The sequence below is a fragment of the Aurantimicrobium minutum genome, from assembly GCF_029892845.1.
Classification (GTDB): Bacteria; Actinomycetota; Actinomycetes; order Actinomycetales; family Microbacteriaceae; genus Aurantimicrobium; species Aurantimicrobium minutum_B.
In genome coordinates, this window is sequence record NZ_JARXVT010000001.1 from 76,470 (window position 1) to 93,623 (window position 17,154).

20 protein-coding genes and 1 tRNA gene are annotated in these 17,154 nt (G+C 54.4%); 10 read left to right on the plus strand and 11 right to left on the minus strand.

Features of this window, described 5'->3' with window-relative positions; genetic code table 11:
- Window positions 1-29: 29 nt before the first annotated feature.
- The 6 genes from M2118_RS00235 to M2118_RS00260 form a co-directional block, all read right to left on the minus strand.
- A complete protein-coding gene (locus M2118_RS00235) occupies window positions 30-680 on the minus strand; it encodes a hypothetical protein (protein WP_280793968.1) in 651 nt (216 codons plus the stop codon).
- A gap of 36 nt (window positions 681-716) precedes the next feature.
- Entirely contained in the window at window positions 717-1,034 is a 318-nt protein-coding gene (locus tag M2118_RS00240; RefSeq protein ID WP_110234511.1) for a lactococcin 972 family bacteriocin, read from the minus strand.
- Window positions 1,035-1,295: 261 nt separating this feature from the next.
- Window positions 1,296-1,910, minus strand: a complete 615-nt coding sequence (locus M2118_RS00245) for a TIR domain-containing protein (protein WP_110234509.1) — start codon at window positions 1,908-1,910, stop codon at window positions 1,296-1,298.
- Complete coding sequence (locus M2118_RS00250; protein WP_110234507.1) at window positions 1,907-2,332, minus strand: hypothetical protein; 426 nt, start codon at window positions 2,330-2,332, stop codon at window positions 1,907-1,909. Before M2118_RS00250 ends, M2118_RS00245 begins: the two co-directional genes overlap by 4 nt.
- A 208-nt stretch (window positions 2,333-2,540) precedes the next feature.
- Entirely contained in the window at window positions 2,541-3,548 is a 1,008-nt protein-coding gene (locus M2118_RS00255) for an agmatine deiminase family protein (RefSeq protein WP_280794375.1), read from the minus strand.
- A 41-nt stretch (window positions 3,549-3,589) separates the two neighbouring features.
- Window positions 3,590-4,972, minus strand: a complete 1,383-nt coding sequence (locus M2118_RS00260) for a pyridoxal phosphate-dependent decarboxylase family protein (RefSeq protein ID WP_280793969.1) — start codon at window positions 4,970-4,972, stop codon at window positions 3,590-3,592.
- Between the two features lie 511 nt (window positions 4,973-5,483).
- On the opposite strand from M2118_RS00260, the gene M2118_RS00265 reads away from it, so the two are divergent.
- The 4 genes from M2118_RS00265 to M2118_RS00280 are packed head-to-tail and all read left to right on the plus strand — an operon-like array spanning window position 5,484 to window position 7,827.
- Window positions 5,484-5,933, plus strand: coding sequence for an FAS1-like dehydratase domain-containing protein (locus tag M2118_RS00265; protein WP_280793970.1), 450 nt, complete (start codon window positions 5,484-5,486; stop codon window positions 5,931-5,933).
- Between the two features lie 2 nt (window positions 5,934-5,935).
- Window positions 5,936-6,355, plus strand: coding sequence for a MaoC family dehydratase (locus M2118_RS00270; RefSeq protein WP_280793971.1), 420 nt, complete (start codon window positions 5,936-5,938; stop codon window positions 6,353-6,355).
- Window positions 6,356-6,358: 3 nt separating this feature from the next.
- Window positions 6,359-7,471, plus strand: coding sequence for a UDP-N-acetylmuramate dehydrogenase (locus tag M2118_RS00275; RefSeq protein ID WP_280793972.1), 1,113 nt, complete (start codon window positions 6,359-6,361; stop codon window positions 7,469-7,471).
- Between the two features lie 2 nt (window positions 7,472-7,473).
- Window positions 7,474-7,827: an iron chaperone gene (locus M2118_RS00280; protein WP_280793973.1), complete on the plus strand. Its 354-nt coding sequence runs from the start codon at window positions 7,474-7,476 to the stop codon at window positions 7,825-7,827.
- Window positions 7,828-7,830: 3 nt separating this feature from the next.
- Here the strand turns inward: M2118_RS00280 and M2118_RS00285 are convergent, their stop codons facing one another.
- Window positions 7,831-9,036 (minus strand): pyridoxal phosphate-dependent aminotransferase, encoded by a 1,206-nt coding sequence (locus tag M2118_RS00285; RefSeq protein WP_280793974.1) that lies wholly within the window; start codon window positions 9,034-9,036, stop codon window positions 7,831-7,833.
- Window positions 9,037-9,187: 151 nt separating this feature from the next.
- Between M2118_RS00285 and M2118_RS00290 the strand changes: the two genes are divergently transcribed.
- From M2118_RS00290 to rplA, 5 genes are all read left to right on the plus strand, one after another.
- Window positions 9,188-9,260: transfer RNA gene (locus M2118_RS00290), tRNA-Trp, on the plus strand.
- A 19-nt stretch (window positions 9,261-9,279) separates the two neighbouring features.
- Complete coding sequence (gene secE, locus M2118_RS00295; protein WP_280793975.1) at window positions 9,280-9,570, plus strand: preprotein translocase subunit SecE; 291 nt, start codon at window positions 9,280-9,282, stop codon at window positions 9,568-9,570.
- Window positions 9,571-9,608: 38 nt separating this feature from the next.
- Window positions 9,609-10,415, plus strand: coding sequence for a transcription termination/antitermination protein NusG (gene nusG / locus M2118_RS00300; RefSeq protein WP_432418367.1), 807 nt, complete (start codon window positions 9,609-9,611; stop codon window positions 10,413-10,415).
- 114 nt (window positions 10,416-10,529) lie between these two features.
- The gene (gene rplK, locus M2118_RS00305; protein WP_280793976.1) at window positions 10,530-10,961 is read left to right on the plus strand and encodes a 50S ribosomal protein L11; all 432 of its coding nucleotides are present in this window, start codon (window positions 10,530-10,532) and stop codon (window positions 10,959-10,961) included.
- Window positions 10,962-10,973: 12 nt separating this feature from the next.
- Complete coding sequence (gene rplA, locus M2118_RS00310) at window positions 10,974-11,663, plus strand: 50S ribosomal protein L1 (RefSeq protein WP_280793977.1); 690 nt, start codon at window positions 10,974-10,976, stop codon at window positions 11,661-11,663.
- 61 nt (window positions 11,664-11,724) lie between these two features.
- On the opposite strand, the gene M2118_RS00315 is transcribed toward rplA, so the two are convergent.
- Window positions 11,725-12,177, minus strand: a complete 453-nt coding sequence (locus tag M2118_RS00315) for a GNAT family N-acetyltransferase (protein WP_280793978.1) — start codon at window positions 12,175-12,177, stop codon at window positions 11,725-11,727.
- 386 nt (window positions 12,178-12,563) lie between these two features.
- On the opposite strand from M2118_RS00315, the gene M2118_RS00320 reads away from it, so the two are divergent.
- Entirely contained in the window at window positions 12,564-14,477 is a 1,914-nt protein-coding gene (locus M2118_RS00320; protein ID WP_280793979.1) for a heavy metal translocating P-type ATPase, read from the plus strand.
- On the opposite strand, the gene M2118_RS00325 is transcribed toward M2118_RS00320, so the two are convergent.
- Genes M2118_RS00325 through M2118_RS00335 form a run of 3 tightly spaced genes read right to left on the minus strand, consistent with a single transcriptional unit; the run spans window position 14,386 to window position 17,086 of the window.
- Window positions 14,386-15,159: an FAD:protein FMN transferase gene (locus M2118_RS00325; protein ID WP_280793980.1), complete on the minus strand. Its 774-nt coding sequence runs from the start codon at window positions 15,157-15,159 to the stop codon at window positions 14,386-14,388. The genes M2118_RS00320 and M2118_RS00325 overlap by 92 nt on opposite strands.
- Window positions 15,160-15,161: 2 nt before the next feature.
- Window positions 15,162-15,659 (minus strand): FMN-binding protein, encoded by a 498-nt coding sequence (locus M2118_RS00330; RefSeq protein WP_280793981.1) that lies wholly within the window; start codon window positions 15,657-15,659, stop codon window positions 15,162-15,164.
- Window positions 15,659-17,086, minus strand: a complete 1,428-nt coding sequence (locus tag M2118_RS00335; protein ID WP_280794377.1) for a ferredoxin reductase family protein — start codon at window positions 17,084-17,086, stop codon at window positions 15,659-15,661. Before M2118_RS00335 ends, M2118_RS00330 begins: the two co-directional genes overlap by 1 nt.
- Between the last annotated feature and the right edge of the window lie 68 nt (window positions 17,087-17,154).

The following is a 17,154-nucleotide window of genomic DNA, read 5'->3' on the forward strand; positions in this document are numbered from 1 at the left end:
CGTAAATTGTGTAATTGACTTGCGGTTTCTTAGCCAACGAATGTTCCGCTCGGATCTGCTTCGCAAAATTGAACTGCGGTTACAGCAGTGGCTTCATCTACGAGTGCCAGCTCTGTAATGGGATACGTGCGGTAATCTTTCACACTGAAATTCGAAGGAACGATCCCTGCTCGAATAATGCAAGACACTATTTCTTCACTTCGATCTTTATTAGTTGGATTTGATCGCAACTGATAATAAAGATGAATTATGGCATTCACACCAGAAGTTGAAGAGCACCTATCAGCAATTTCGTTTGCTGTGCTTGCGCCCATAGTTTCTGGGAAACCGAAATCGAACCCTCCGCCAACATCAAAACTAGTGAATGTAAGTTGATTTCCTTGCATGCAATTTCTGAATTTTTCAGTAACCGCCTGCATTTCTATTTCACTAATTTGTTCGTCGGCTAGAAATGATTGAATCTCAGGTGTCGGCGCTAAAGAATATCGAGTACGGAATTCCTCCGCCCACGGACCAGAGAAACTAGGTATGCCAGATTCCAAGTTGGTTACAGACTGTCTAGAAACATCGACAGAACTCGAGCATGCCGTAAGGAATAGAAACAACGACATTGAGCCGAATAAGAAGAGATACTTAACCCCAATTTCGGTTAAGCCCGCCTTCGGCTTGGATTTAGGCATTTTTGTCGGACTCGTAAACGTCGCTTTTTACCCTATTTAATATTTGTAGTAGTAGGCGGTGTTGTTAGTGCCGAAGAAAGCGCCAGAAGCCACGATGCTTGCGTAGGACCAAATTCCAGCACCACGGTCAGCAGACCTTGAACACGAACTTATATTGCACGCGGTGGAGCGGTGAAGAGCAGAAGGGTGGTGGTAGTTTGAGTAAACGTAATAGGTACTTGATGGCTGGTTGATTCCGTATTGCCAGGTTCCACCGGCAGGGTAGGCAGTTATTGCCTGTGCAGCCTGCCCAGCTCCAAACGTGAGCCCCATCGAAAGTGCAATTGCCCCAGTTACTTTGATGAACTTGTTCATTATTTCCCCCGAAATGTTTTTTTATGCTGAAAGCATTTTTGAAATTTTTACACGAAGTGAACAGCGTGTCAACAGAACATGGAAAAAATGAGTTTTGTGATAACTCTTATCCTCTTGCAGAACGCAAGAGGAGTTTAAGAATCCTTATCGAAACTTTTCATGTACCCAGATGCTTTGCGTTTATAGGCGCTCCAAACCCTAATTGTCTTTCAGGAAGGAGATGGTTGCAGGAGGTCCAACTTCTCAAAAAATAGGACAGAATTATCCGTTGCAGGGCTTATTGAATTTCGGCAATGGCAAAGAGTTGTCGACTGGAACAGTGCCCGAATCCCGCTTATCATAGGCAGCTTCGACAGCATCAAAAAGAACTTTAACTGTCTTTGGGTAGTTGATTGCTACCATGTAAGACTTGCCTGGATCATTTTTTTCCCAGTTCGCGCGGGCACGATCTGGCAATTTCCATTTACCGTTCAGTTCTGGCAAGGCGATTCCGACTAAACCTGACCGTTTATTACTCGAGTCGTTACGCAAGGTTGCAGAGATTTCCCAGTCAACAAAGTGGCGACTCCATGTGCACTTTCCCACCATCAGGATTGTCACTGTTGAATCGCGAAGGTAATCCTCCCGGATGCGACGCTTAATGTATTCATCTGAGCTGCTGTCCACGAAGTCGTGTTTTTCAGTTACTCCAACGCAGCGAAAGTGAAAAAAATCCTTGTATTCCGAAACAAAGGTTCTGACTTGTTCTTCATCTGCCACATGATAGGAAATAAAGACCTTGCGGCGAACACGACCCGGGGAGTCTCGGCCTTCATCTGCAATCTGCTGAACGCTTTTTCGCATATTGATGAATTCGTTTCCTTGAATATTTGTCATTGGCAGTCCCGCGTAACGACGGTAACAAAAGAAAGAATGAAGATGGCAACATAGAAAACCCAAATCGAAGGCGAAAAAGCCGCTTTCACCAATTCGGCAGACTTCAAAGCTGGTTTTTCGACCGTAAACAAATCTTGGGCGAGGACTTTGTTTGACTGTAAGTCATTTACAAATCGGCTATACACCCGACGAAACCAGCGTTCTTTTGCTAAGTAATATCCGTCCAGTCCCCACAAAACCAACACGAAGCCACCAAGAGCAGAAGCGCTGCGCAAATCTCTGTCTCCGAGCACGGCAACTATACCCACAACAGTTGCCGCTAGCATTTTTATCCCGCCACCCAAAGTGGAGAGCCGCCCAATTATGCTCTGCAAAATTGTCAGATGTGTTTGCACCCCAAGGCCATCAATGTCTAATCGCATTTAGAACCTCACTTCCTCTTTGTTGGAAGTCTAGTTTTGACAAAGGACAAACGCCATTGGTGTTGATGTAGATTGACGTCCCGTCGCTTCATATTCACAAACGGGTCGGCCTGATTCCTCGTCCGAGGAATATCAGGCCATGGACAAGATGGCCAAGCTGCCCGAGCACCAGGTAGACGTGCTCAGAGGCCAGGCAGAAGAGAAGTAATTACGCCTTGGGCTGTTGCTGCGTAATGCAGTGAATACCGCCGCCACGGGCGAATAGAGGGCGTGCGTCCACCAGGACAATCTCTCGTCCTGGATATGCCTTTGCAAGAACCTTCTTAGCCTTCTCATCGTGGGCGTCATCAAAGGCACACAGAATCACAGCGCCGTTGCAGACGTAGTGGTTGATGTAGCTGTAGTCGACCCAACCTTCGTCGTCCTGCAGAGTTTCTGGAGCAGGGACTGAGATGACGTTGAGCTTGTTGCCGTCGGCATCGCGGGCGCCCTTGAGCACGCGGCGCACTTCTTGGCTGATCCAGTAGTCAGGGTGGTCCTGGTTCTTCTGATCGTGGAAAAGCACAGTGTCTTCATTGGCAAAGCAGGCCACGATGTCGATGTGGCCGCGGGTACCGAACTCGTCGTAGTCGCGGGTCAGGCCACGAGGCATCCAGATCACGTGATCAATGCCGAGGGTTCGCTGAAGCTCTGCTTCAACCTGTTCCTTGGTCCAGTCAGGGTTGCGGCCTGGATCCAGTTGCACGGTTTCCGTGATCATGACGGTGCGGGATCCATTCACATGGATGCCGCCACCCTCATTGGTCAAGGGGGAGTCCACGCGGGTTACTCCGATGGAGTCCAGAATCTTTGTTGCTGCTTGGGAGTCATTTTCCCAGCTGGCCCACTTCTGTCCACCCCAGCCGTTGAAGATCCAGTTCACGCCGGCAAGTGCGCCCTTGTCATGACGAACGAAGGTGGGACCAATGTCACGCATCCACGCATCATCGAGTTCGGCTTCCAGAATCTCAACTGCGGGGTCGAGCCACTTCTTGGCTTCGTCCACGGCACTGGGGTCAACCAGGATGGTGACCGGCTCAAAACGCACGATGGTGTTGGCCACTTCAGACCAACACTGACGTGCTTCATTGGCTAGTTCCTCGGTCTCGCCGAGGGTGTAACCGGAGGACGGCCACGCCATCCAGGTGCGCTCATGCTCAGCCCATTCGGCTGGCATGTGGAATGCAGAATTTGCCACGCTACTGACCGTATTCCTTGTTAGACCATCGTGTCGAGGATTTCGACCAAAGATTCGTAATTAGTTCTAGGGTTCACAATGGCAAAGCGCGTGTTGGGCTCACCCTTGTGAGAGCTGGGAACAACAAAACCGATGCCATCAGCCAGGAGCTTGTTGGACCACTTGGTGTAGTCCTCGAGCTTCCAGCCCTTCTTGATGAAGACCACAACAGAGAGTTGGGGGTCACGCACCAGTTCGAGATCCGGACGTCGACGAATCTCGTCAGCAATCTTGTAGGCAAGCTGGATGTTCTGCTCAATTGCTTCGCGGTAGGCAGCAACACCGTAGGTGGCGAGAGAGAACCAGAGTGGAAGACCACGTGGACGACGAGTCAGGTTGTAGGCGTAGTCGCTGGGGTTCCACTCTTCAGGGTTCTCCAGTGCATCCAGATACTCGGCGTGCTGAGTGTGAGTGACACGACCCAGTTCAGGGTCGCGATAGACCAGTGCACACGCATCGAAGGGAGCAAAGAGCCACTTGTGAGGATCCACAATGAACGAGTCAGCCAGTGCCACACCTGCAAAGAGGTGCTTAGTGGTCGGTGCCAGCATCGCGGCGATGCCGTAGGCACCGTCCACGTGGAACCAAACGTTGTGCGCCTTGGTGACCGTTCCCACTTCTTCGAGTTCATCCACGATGCCGAAGTTGGTGGTTCCACCGGTGGCAACGACGGCAAAGATGCCGTCCCAGTCGCCAGCAAGTGTCTCTTCGAGTGCGTCACCAGTCAAACGACCTTCTGCAGTGACGGGGACGGGGACGATGTCCACGTCCATCACCCTCGCAGCGGCCTTCAGTGACGAGTGGGCTTCAGAACTACAGGCGAAGCGCCAGCGAGCTGGCAAAGACTTCCCAGCGGCTAGGAGGGCTTCCTTTGCCGTGTGGCGTGCTGCAACCAAAGCAGAGAGGTTACCCAGGGTTCCACCCTGAACAAAGACGCCGCCGGCGCCTTCGGGCATGCCTGCTTCTTTCGCTAGCCATTCGAGGACCTGGTTCTCGGCATACACCGCACCGGCACCCTCCATCCACGATCCGCCATAGATGGTCGAGGCAGAGACGATGAGGTCAAATAGCGTTGCTGCCTCAGTCGGTGCACACGGAATGAAGGAGAGGTAATTGGGGTGGTCGTTCGAGATGGTGGCTTCAGCCAGCACGTTCTCGAACAGGCTCAGTGCTTCGATGCCACCCATGCCGTCTTCGGTCACGGTGGCAGGAACTTCTGCTCGAAGTTCGGAGATGGTCTTTGGACCATCCAGGGGTGGTGGGTCGTAGTTCATGCGGCGGCGAGCGTATTCAAATACTTGCTCACGAAGCTTCATGGTTTCGAGATCGACGGTGTGCATGTGATTGCCGTTGGGCGTTGTCATGTCGCTGACATCCACTCTGTGTTCATCCGCTGAATGCCCGCCACGACGACTGTCGTGCGACTGGGGCCCTTCAGCAGGCTCAGACCACACTATCGGTCTTGCTCGACACGCCGAAACCCCAGCGGATTAAAAGTTTTTTCCCGGCGGAAATGGCGGAAATATGCGGTTCTCTGGGCATACTCACAGCTGGTTACAAAAAAACTCACAAACACTACATGTAGTGGAATGACACAGGTGTCATTCGCGTTATATAGTGATAACTCACCGCAGGGGTGCGGCAGAATCTCGCAAGAGATTCGCAAGTTTTTTATGGAGGCAATAATGGAATTCGAATCAAACGACACCGTTGGTGGCTACGCAGTACCCGTAGATCCTATGGATCTGCTCCAGTGCGACAGCTGCCAGTAAAAAAGTAACTTCGCAGCTCTGCTGCAGAAGAACCCCAGGCCAAAGATGGTCTGGGGTTCTTTGTTTAAGCTCAACACCGTCAGGCCACGCCTAGAATTGTGCCGTGGCTGTAAATCCTGAACTGCAAGGTCGTGTCTTCCCTCCGACCGCCCCGTATCTTGTTGGGCGCGAGAAGATTCGCGAGTTCTCTCGCGCTGTGCTCTCCACCAACCCCATCAACCTGGATGTGGACGCAGCTCGCGCTGCTGGCCACGCAGACCTGGTTGCTCCGACCACATTCCCGGTGGTCGTGCAGGAGGCAACCCTGGCTCAGCTGCTGGCAGAGCCAGATGCAGGCATCGACTTCTCCCGTGTGGTCCACGGTGAACAGCGCTTCACCTACACCCGCGCCATTGTTGCCGGAGACGAACTGACTGCAACCCTCACTGTCTCCAGCGTGAAGAGCCTCGGCGGCCACAACATGGTCACTGCAGACTCCGACATCGTGGATGCCAACGGCAAGCATGTGGTCACCGCAATCTCCACACTGGTCGTTCGAGGAGATGAGGACTAATCATGGTTGATTACAGCTCCCTGACTAAGGGCGACGTTGTCGCCGAAGAGAACTTCCACCTCACCCGTGACAATCTGGTGCGTTATGCCGGGGCATCGGGTGACTTCAACCCCATTCACTACCGCGATGACGTTGCGGTCTACGTTGGCCTGCCCGGTGTTCTCGCTCACGGCATGCTCACCATGGGCTTGGCAGTGCAGCCCGTATCTAACTGGGTGGGCGACCCTGCCCGCATCGTGGACTACCAGGTGCGCTTCACCCGCCCTGTCCTCGTTGACGGTGCTACCGGCGCTGATGTCACCATCACGGCAACCGTGGGGGCCCTCGAAGACGAGACCAAGATTGCTCGTATTGATCTGACCGCCAAGTTCAATGATGAGACCGTGCTGGGCAAAGCCCAGGTCCGCGTCAACCTCGCCTAGAGCATGACTTCTGTTCCGCTGTCGACACTGACCACCATGCAGGTGGGCGGTCCAGCGCGCGAACTCATCACGGTTACCACACGAGAGCAACTCATCGAAGCTGCTGTCGACACTTGGGACTCGAATGAGCCCTGGTTGATCCTGGGTGGCGGCTCCAACACCATCGTCGCGGACGAAGGCTTTGATGGCACCGTCATTCACGTTGTTACGACAGGTATCGAGCGCCAGCAAGACATCTCCAAAGCTCCCAACCACAGCACGGTTCGTGTTGCCGCGGGGGAGAACTGGGATGCGCTTGTTCTCTGGAGTATCTCCGAAGGCCTCGCGGGTATCGAAGCACTCTCGGGTATCCCTGGATCAACTGGTGCAGCACCTATCCAGAACATCGGTGCCTACGGTCAAGAACTTTCTTCTGTTCTGACCGCTGTCGAATTCCTCGACCGCTACACCCAAGACATCTCCTGGATTCCTGCTTCTGAACTCAAGCTCGGTTACCGCGACTCGGTGTTCAAGCAAGGGAAGGAAGGCGTGGTGCTCACGGTTGAGCTCACACTCGCTTCCTATGGGGACAGTCTTTCTGCGCCTATTGCCTTCCCCCAGCTCGCAACTGCGCTCGGTGTTGAGGTGGGTGCTCAGGTCGCGCTCGCCAAGGTGCGTGAGACAGTTCTGAAACTGCGGGCCAGCAAAGGCATGGTGTTGGATCCTGCGGATCCTGACACCGCCAGTGCCGGGTCATTCTTTATGAACCCCATCGTCACCGAAAACTTTGCTCGCCACCTTCCGGCTGACGCTCCTCGCTTCCCCGTGCAGAAGACCGAACAAGACCGTGTGCTTCCGCTGGGTGCTGAAGTACCTCCATTAGCAAGCACCGCTGGCCCCAACTTGGTCAAGCTGTCAGCTGCCTGGCTGATTGAGAATGCAGGAGTCAAGAAGGGCTACAGCGTTCCTGGCTCCAAAGCAGGTATCTCGACCAAGCACACCCTTGCCATTACGAACCGTGGCGGTGCTACTGCCGCAGAAGTAGTCGGCCTAGCCACGTATGTTCAAGCGATGGTACAGTCGCACTTCGGCATCATTTTGTATCCCGAGCCCAACCTGATTGGAGTGGAGGTCTAGCCGTGGCCAAGTTCGAGAACCTCGACGAATACTTCGCCAGCCTGGATGACACCAAGGCGGCAACCCTGCAACGTGTGCTCGACGTGATCGCCACAAACTTTCCTGAGTCTTCGGTCAAGCTCGCCTGGAACACTCCCCAGATTCAGATCGCGGGTCAATATGTCTTTGGCATGTCGGCGGCCAAGAACCACCTGTCACTTGCTCCGTGGAGCGAAGCGGCAATGACGAACTTTGCAGAACGTCTCGCCCCCTACGAAACAACCAAGGGTCTCTTCAAAGTGCCCGTGGACTGGGACGTGGACGGCGCACTCATTACTGACCTGATCCAGGCCAGAATGGCCGAACTCGGCCTCTAAGTTCTACTTCGTGCCGAAGAGCTTCTGCAGGCGCTGAATACCCTCAAGCAGGGGACCATCGCCGAGTGCATAGCTAAAGCGCAAGTAACCGCTGGGGCCGAACGCCTCACCAGGAACAGCAGCAACTTCTGCCTTTTCAAGGATCAGGTCTGCCAGCTCAAGAGTGTTGGTGGGAGTGACGCCATCCCACTTCTTGTTTAGCAGTGCCGTCACGTCGCAGTAAGCGTAGAACGCACCTTCAGGCATAGGAACATCGAAGCCAGGAATCTTGCGCAGTTCAGAAACAATGAGCTTGCGACGACGGTCGAAGGCCAGACGCATTTCTTCAACGGGTTCCTGAGGACCAGTTAGTGCTGCCAGCGCAGCACGCTGAGAAATGTTGGAGACGTTCGACGTCAGGTGTGACTGCAGGTTGGCAGCGGCCTTGATGGCATCGGCAGGGCCGACCATCCAGCCCAGACGCCAACCGGTCATGGCATAGCTCTTGGCAACACCGTTGACCAAGATGGTGCGGTCCTGCAGAGCAGGAACAGCATCCACGATAGAGATGGCCTTCACTCCGTCATAGGTGAGGTTCTGATAAATCTCGTCTGCGATGATCCACAGACCGTGCTTCTCTGCCCATTCACCGATGGCCTTTGTTTCCTCAACGGAGTACACAGCACCGGTGGGGTTAGAAGGAGAAACGAACAGCAGGAGCTTGGTCTTGTCGGTGCGGGCAGCTTCCAGCTGCTCCACGGTGACCTTGTATTCCTGGTCTGCACCAGCAAAGACATCAACCTGCACGCCGCCAGCAAGCTTGATGGCTTCGGGGTAGGTGGTCCAGTAAGGGGTGGGAACGAGAACTTCGTCACCGAGATCAACCAGGGTTGCAAAGGCTTGGTACACAGCCTGCTTGCCACCGTTGGTGACGATGACCTGGCTGGGGTCTACTGCCCAGCCGCTGTCACGCTTGGTCTTATCTGCAATGGCCTGGCGCAGCTCGGGCAAACCAGCTGCCGGGGTGTAGCGGTGGTTCTTCGGATCCTTGACCGCAACCAACGCTGCCTCAACGATGTGAGCAGGGGTGGGGAAGTCAGGTTCACCGGCTGCATAGCTGATCACGGGGCGACCGGCAGCTTGCAGGGCTTTCGCCTTGGCATCAACCTTGAGGGTTGCTGACTCAGCAATGGCGGAAATACGAGAAGAAATTCGCTTCAATTCAGGCACGGTTACCACTATAGAGCGCTGAGCTCAGCTTTACAGAGAGGCACTTTCTCACCTAAGCTATTGCGAAGTGGTTGCAATATGCCATGCTTTCGCGCGCCTTCATGACGAAGACGAAATCGAGTCTGTGATTCGGTGACGTAGAGCGAAGCAAAGGGTGGTGGCTCAATTGGTAGAGCAGCGGTCTCCAAAACCGCAGGTTGCAGGTTCGAGTCCTGTCCGCCCTGCAAATCGAAAGGAAAAGAAATGGCGCAAGACGTAGCCGACGAACCCGGTGAGGACATCGTCGCTCGTGCAAAGAAGGAGAGTGCTGGAAAGCGCAATCCTTTCTCGCGCTTTGCCCTTTTCGTTCGACAGGTGATTGGCGAGCTGAAGAAGGTCGTCACACCTACCCGTAAGGAACTCATCAACTACGTGTTGGTTGTGCTGGTATTCGTGGTCATCATGATGGCTCTCGTATCTGGCATGGACTACATCTTCGGTTGGGGTGTTGTCACCGTATTCGGTGATCCCACCGTGGCCACCACTGCTGGCTAACCAGCGGTAAACGATTTTCTAGATAAGACAGGAACAACGTGACTGAATCGACGCGCGAAGACGAGCAGCTGCTCGAGGCCGCACTGGATGCACTCTCCGAGACTGACGCAGCTGTGGTTGTGGACGTAGAAGCTGACGCAGTAATTGAAGACGCTCTCGACGTAGACACCATTGAAGAAGCTGAGGCAGCGATCGTAGCTTCCGAGGACGAAGAAGAAGTTGCTGACGACCCCTACGCAGCGTTCGAAGCTGAGCTTCGCACCCTGCCAGGTAAGTGGTACGTCATTCACTCTTACGCAGGCTTTGAGCGCAAGGTCAAGCACAACATTGAGAACCGTCGTACGTCGATGCAGCTCAACGACTTCATCTTCCAGATCGAAGTTCCTATGGAAGACGTTGTTGAGATCAAGAACGGCCAGCGCAAGATGGTTACCCGCGTTCGTATCCCCGGATACGTTCTCGTGCGCATGGACCTCAACGAAGACAGCTGGTCGTGTGTTCGCCACACCCCCGGTGTTACTGGCTTCGTAGGTAACGCTCACAACCCCACCCCATTGCGCTTCCAGGAAGCATTCAACATGCTGAAGCCTTTGGTTGAGGTCAAGGATGTTCCCACCGCCAAGGCTGTTCAGGCCAAGGGTGGACAGGCTGTTGCTCGTACTCCTATCGCAGAGATCGACTTCGAAATCGGCGAGACCGTGGTTATCAAGGAAGGTTCGTTCGCTGGCCTCCCCGGAACCATCAACGAAATCAAGCCCGAGAGCGGCAAGCTCACCGTGCTGGTTTCGCTGTTCGAGCGTGAGACCCCCGTCGAGCTCAGCTTCGACCAGGTCACCAAGCAGTAATCACAAAGTTTCCCTGAGCTGGTCTCGGGGATTACCGCGAATCAGGTTCGCCTGATTTCACGGGAGAGTTCATCGGAACCCCGATGAGTTCGAATTCAACAAAAGGATAAAGAAATGGCACCGAAAAAGAAGGTCACAGGTCTGATTAAGCTTCAGATCCAGGCCGGCGCCGCGAATCCAGCTCCTCCTGTTGGTCCCGCTCTGGGTCAGCACGGTGTGAACATCATGGATTTCTGCAAGGCATACAACGCAGCAACCGAATCACAGCGCGGAAACATCATCCCCGTTGAGATCACCGTTTACGAAGACCGTTCATTCGACTTCGTTCTCAAGACTCCTCCTGCAGCTGAAATGATCAAGAAGGCTGCTGGCGTTGCTAAGGGTTCTGGTACTCCTCACACTGTGAAGGTTGCCAAGCTCACTCAGGCACAGGTCCAGACCATTGCGGAAGCAAAGATGGTTGACCTCAACGCAAATGACATTGAAGCTGCAAAGCTGATCATTGCCGGAACTGCACGTTCCATGGGCATCACGGTAGAGGGCTAAGGGGTATACATCATGGCTAAGAAGTCAAAGGCATACCTTGCTGCTGCCGCAAAGATCGAAGAAGGCAAGTTCTACACCGCTACCGAAGCAGTTGCTATTGCTAAGGAAACCGGTTCCGCAAAGTTCAACAGCACCGTTGAGGTAGCCCTCAAGCTCGGTGTTGACCCTCGTAAGGCAGACCAGATGGTTCGTGGAACCGTCATGCTGCCTCACGGTACCGGTAAGACTGCACGCGTTATCGTGTTCGCAACCGGTCCCGCTGCAGAAGCTGCTCTCGCAGCTGGCGCTGACGAGGTTGGTGGCGACGAGCTCATCGAGAAGGTAGCCGGCGGCTACGTTGCTTTCGATGCAGCTGTATCGACTCCTGAGCTCATGGGTAAGGTTGGTCGTCTCGGTAAGGTACTGGGTCCTCGTAACCTGATGCCAAACCCCAAGACCGGAACCGTTACTCCTGATGTTGCTAAGGCTGTTAACGACATCAAGGGCGGAAAGATCGAATTCAAGGTAGACAAGCACTCCAACGTTCACTTCATCGTTGGTAAGGCTTCGTTCACCGCTGAGCAGCTGTCGGAGAACATCACCGCAGCTCTCGACGAAGTTGTTCGCCTCAAGCCTTCATCGGCAAAGGGCCGCTACATCCAGAAGGGTGCTGTCTCGACCACGTTCGGTCCTGGCATCCCCCTCGATGTTGCAAGCATCTAAGTTCAACTGAACTAGAGAAGCCCCGGCGCAGTGCGCCGGGGCTTCTTCGTTAAGCCTGGGACTAGAGCTTGAGCTCTCCGATGATCTCACCGAAGCGTGAGGTTCCAATGTCCACGAAGCCGAGTTTGTGGAAGAAGTCACCTGGGCCCTTGGAGCCTGATTCCCAGAGCACTGTGAGGGTGGCGAAGCCACGAGACTTTGCTTCCCCAGCAAGAGCCTCAACAGCAAAGCGTCCCACACCCTTGCCTTGTGCATCAGCGGCAACAACGATGCGCCAGATGCAGGATTTGAATTCAGGTTGATCGCTTTCAGGATCAAAGTGTCCGCGAATGAAGCCCACGACTGTGTCGTTCTCGAGAACAACACGAGGCCATTCAGTACTGGGGTTGAAGTAAGACTCGGCCAGCGCATAAGACGTGGGAGCAACGAATTGCTCTTGGCCTGGCTTCAGCGTGAGGGAGTTGGCCGCGACAATGGTCTTGGCCGAGAGTTCTTCTAATATGTAGTTCCCCATAGCTCAAGAGTATTCCTCCGACCTGAGAATGGGCAGTATCTCTATGTAAAGCTCTGGTAAACATTTCCTGAGTGCAGGGCAAGGAAAATCCGGGGTATTCTCAGTTTCACAACTCGCAATAATCAGATTTGTGAGATACCCTAGGGGGTATACAGATTGACCATTTGGTCATCGCTAACACGGAGGTATCACATGTGTAGTCCAGCCAAGTGCGGTTCATGCGGCAAGACCACCTGGACCGGTTGCGGCGAGCACATCGAGCAGGCCCTTGAGGGTGTAGCTCAGGCTGACCGCTGTACCTGTAACTAGGTTTCACGCAATAACACAGAGAATGGGCCCTACTAGGGCCCATTCTTCGTTTAACCAAACTGTGACAGGCTGAAGATATGGAAACACCCCGCCCCTTCTTCCTTCGATATCCCGTGTTCGCGTCAACGATCGTGGTGGCTGTGCTTGGTGGAATCTTGGCTCTGTCGGGATTAGAAGATCCAGCCCGCTGGGTCATCAGTGTTTTTGCCCTGGCCGTAGCTGCCAAAGAATCGATAAGAATGGTTCGCTCCATTCTTAAGGGCAGCTGGGGAATAGATGTCCTTGCCGTGACCGCCATTATTGCCACAGTTTTGGTGGGGGAATACTGGGCGAGCATCATCATTGTCCTCATGTTTACCGGTGGTGAAGCACTGGAGGATTATGCCGAATCCCGAGCGAAGCGTGAGCTCACGGCATTGCTGGATAACACACCCCAGATAGCTCACCGAGAGGTGTATTCCAGCGCAGGTGCTGAGAAGGGGGCACTCTTCGCCACGGAGGATTGTCCCGTGGCCGAGCTCAAGATCGGTGATGTTGTTGTCGTGAAGCCGGGAGAACTCATTCCAGTTGATGGCACATTGCTTACTGGTGAGGCAACCCTCGACGAGTCCTCCCTCACAGGTGAAAGCATTCCTGTCGAACGGAACAAGGGCGACGCTGTGATTAGCGGCTCGATCAATGGATCGGCAGTGTTTCGCATGGAGGTCACGGCTATTGCGGCAGATAGCCAATATCAACGAATCGTGGAACTGGTCACAGAAGCCGCAGAAAGCAAAGCTCCTTTTGTACGCCTCGCAGATCGTTACGCGGTTCCCTTCACAATCATTGCCTATGTTCTTGCAATCACTGCGTGGGTTATCAGTGGTAATCCCACCCACTTTGCCGAGGTTTTGGTAGTGGCAACACCCTGCCCTCTCATCATTGCTGCTCCGGTGGCGTTCATCGCCGGCATGAGCCGCGCTGCACGCCACGGCATCATTGTGAAGAATGGTGGCACTCTCGAAAAGTTGGCCCGGATCAAAACCGTTGCCTTTGACAAGACCGGAACATTAACCCACGGTCAGCCTGTGTTGAGCAGTGTCATTACTGCCCCGGGCATCGACAAAGATGAGCTTGTCCGCCTAGCAGCTATTGCCGAGCAATACTCTGCTCACACCCTTGCCCACTCGATTGTTGTCGGTGCCCAGCAGCGCGGACTCACTGTGAACCCCTGCACCGATGTCTCAGAGACCACCGCTGCTGGTCTGACCGCCACCATCGAAGGAAAGAAAGTCGTGGTGGGCAAATATAGCTTCATCGCAGCTCAGGATTCCAGCACAGAACGTGTGGAGATTGCTGCTGGCGAGCTAGCTGTCTATGTCGCAGTCGACGGAAAATACGCTGGAGCTTTGCTACTGCGTGACGAACTACGCGACGATGCGCCAGATACGTTGAAGTGGCTAGCGGCCATGGGCATCCGTCACACCCTCATGCTCACTGGAGACGGAAAGGTCACCGCAGAGCATGTTGCTCAAGCCTTAGGGGTGACCAATGTGCAGGCCGAGTGTTTACCGTTAGACAAGGTTCGAGCTGTTGAGGCAGTAACCGACAGGCCAGTCATGATGGTCGGGGACGGCGTCAATGACGCCCCCGTCTTGGCGGCAGCCGATGTGGGTGTGGCCATGGGTGCTCGAGGTTCAACCGCAGCAAGCGAATCGGCAGATGTAGTCATCATGAAAGATGATCTCCATCGTGTAGCCCGTTCAATCGAGATAGGTCAGCAGACTATTCGTATTGCATTGCAAAGCATCTGGATCGGCATCTCGCTCAGCCTGATACTGATGGTCTTAGCCACGTTTGGCTTGATACCTGCAGTGGTGGGTGCTGGCTTCCAGGAGGTAATCGACGTGATTACGATCCTTAACGCGCTACGAGCTCTTGGAACCTCGCGTTGGCTTGTAAGGTTCCATCTGGCGCAACGGTCATTACAGCCACATCAAAGTTTTGTGTGATCTGATCTAGCGAGGTCTGTCCGCCCGAGATAATGGCCGTGGCCAAAACATCGGCAGTAATGATGTCCTGGGCAATCACCGTTGCCTGAATGAATTCCTTGGTGGTTTCAGGGCGCAGCCATATGTGTTCCCCGCGTTCGACAGAACCCGAGGTAGCCATGGCAGGAAACTCGGCATTCAAACGCACTGCGGCAATAACCGTGCCACGATCCTGGGGGTCCACAATTCCGGTAATCCAGCCGGATTCATCCGCTGCTTGATTGCCTGAAGTAGTGAGGTCACCACCCACGTTGACAGAGAAGTTCACAAAGCCGGCATCGGTCAGCTGCTTCGCAGCTGAGTCGATGGCCACAGCTTTGATTATTCCCGAGAGGTCAATGACTCCGTCGGGACGGTGGGGCGTGAAAGCTCCATCCGTCTTCTCCCGCCACTCCAGGGCGCGGGAGTATTCTTCCCGCAGCTCCTCGCTGGCATCTGCCAAGGAGAGATCTCCTCGGGCAACAGCAGAAATCTCTGAGTCGTCTCGATAGAGGCTGTATTTCTCATTCAAGCGGGCGAACTCATGCTCGATTTCGTTGAGCACAGCGATGGCATTGTCATCGGTGGTGTGCTCGCCGAGCTCAGCATCCGCGATGCGAATGCTGACCATGGTTCCCATGGTCTCGAACGAGTGAATGGCCATGGTTAGCCTGTGAAGCCGGCAGCGTCCAGAGCTGACTGGAGGGACTTGAGGTAACCCTGGGTTGTGTATGTCCCACCAGAGATATTGGCCACCTTGGCAGACTGGGCAGTCAGTACTTCAGATCGCAGCATGGGGGCAACCTGCTGGCTGATCTGGACCGACTTACGGTCAGCATCCGTGAGCTTGACCGCAATGACGTCGGTGATCTGGCCCCCAGAAATGACTGCCTGGACCTGCACAGTGCCAAAACGGGTGTTCACCACGGAGCCGTCGTAGGTACCATCTGCAGGACCGGAGGGTGCAGGTGCAGTGGTCGCCGTTTGACTAGATGCGTCAGCTGGGGTGGCCGCGTTCGAGGTGCCCGCACTGGAAGAAGTTCCTGATGCGGCTGCCTGACTTTGGGGGAGTGCAGAAACGAGAGTTCCCACACCTGCCTGCCAGCCAATGGCCACAATTGCTGCCGAACCTACTCCGGCGAGGAAAGCACTACCTGCGCGCATTAGAAATCAAACCTTTCAGCGTGGATCTGGTGATCCTTGAGGCCAAGACGCTTGGCGTCTCGAATGACGAGTTCGGTCCACGGGGTGGGACCACAAATATAGAGATCAGATTCTTTGATCTTGGGAGCTAAGGTGAGCAGTGATTCACCCTGACCATAGGCTTCGGCGGTGAGCCAGGTGTGGACACCGCGGGGGCGATGACCAACCAGCACGCGCAGCGACGCAGACTTTTCAACACAGAGGTCGTAGGTCTCTTGCCAGAGATACACATCAGTAGTGTCACTCCCGCGCAAAATCACCGTGGCTTCGTTGGGCGCCAAGTTTGAGGCTTCCAACAGGGCGCGAATGGGGGTGATACCAATACCAGCGCCCACAAAGACTGCCTTAGTGGTTGTGCGAGCTTCTTCCGTGAAGAGACCGTAGGGACCTTCGAAGCTGACCCGAGTGCCGGGCTTGAGGCTCAGCATCTTGGAACTTCCCTTACCCAAGTCGCGCACCGTGATGCGCAAAGAGCGACCATCGGGGTGAGCAGAGAGGGAGAAGGGGTGAGCTTCCCACCACATATTGGCTGACCAGAAGCGCCACTGGAAGAACTGTCCACCCTGTGCGCGCAACGCATCCAGGTCGCGCCCACTCATGGTGACCGACACAACACCAGGAGCTTCAACAACGACCTGGCTGATGCGCAGGTCGTGACGCAGAGAGCTGGCCACAGGGATGATGACGCGGAAGATGGTGATGGCAGTGAGCGAACCAACATAGAGCGCCATCCAATACCAGCGAGCCCACGTTCCATCAGCGAACATCATTCCCTGAGTGAACTGGTGGGGCAGCGCCAGCAGGATTGCTGCATAGGAGAGCAGGTGCACGATGTACCAGAACTCATAGGAAAGCTTCTTGCGCACAATCACTAGTGAGGTCACCACAACCAGGATGAGCAGACCCATCGCGATGAACGCAATGGACATATCTTGTTGGTTAAAGATCATGTCGAGAGCTTCAGCAATGGGGTTGATGCCCTGAGAAATGCCGTAGCCAATCATGAGCAACAGCATGTGAGCAAGGATCAAGTACAGAACAGGCTTGCCCAGCTTGCGGTGCAAAGCCAATGCCTTGTCGTGACCGAACGTACGGTCAATGGCGGGGATGCGTGCAGCGAGCACGAGCATCACCAAGAGCAGGTCAGAACCAATCAAACCTGTGACGATACCGAGACCGGTGGTCACGTCCTTGATGTTGACGAAGTAGGCAGCGCCACCGTCAGCGAGGAAGAGTGCTAGAACGATCGCAACTGAGAAATAGACGATGGTCTCGAGAAGATCACCGCGACGCAGTCGTGCTGTGTAGCCGCGCTTGATTATTTGTGCGCGCTCAGAAGTTGCACTGCCGCGGCGTACAGGCTGAGTGGTTCGAGAAGGGGCTGTCATGGTCACGTCATAAAGATGTCAGGTTTCTCTGGGGGAACCCTATGTGAAACCTATGAATTACTTATGAA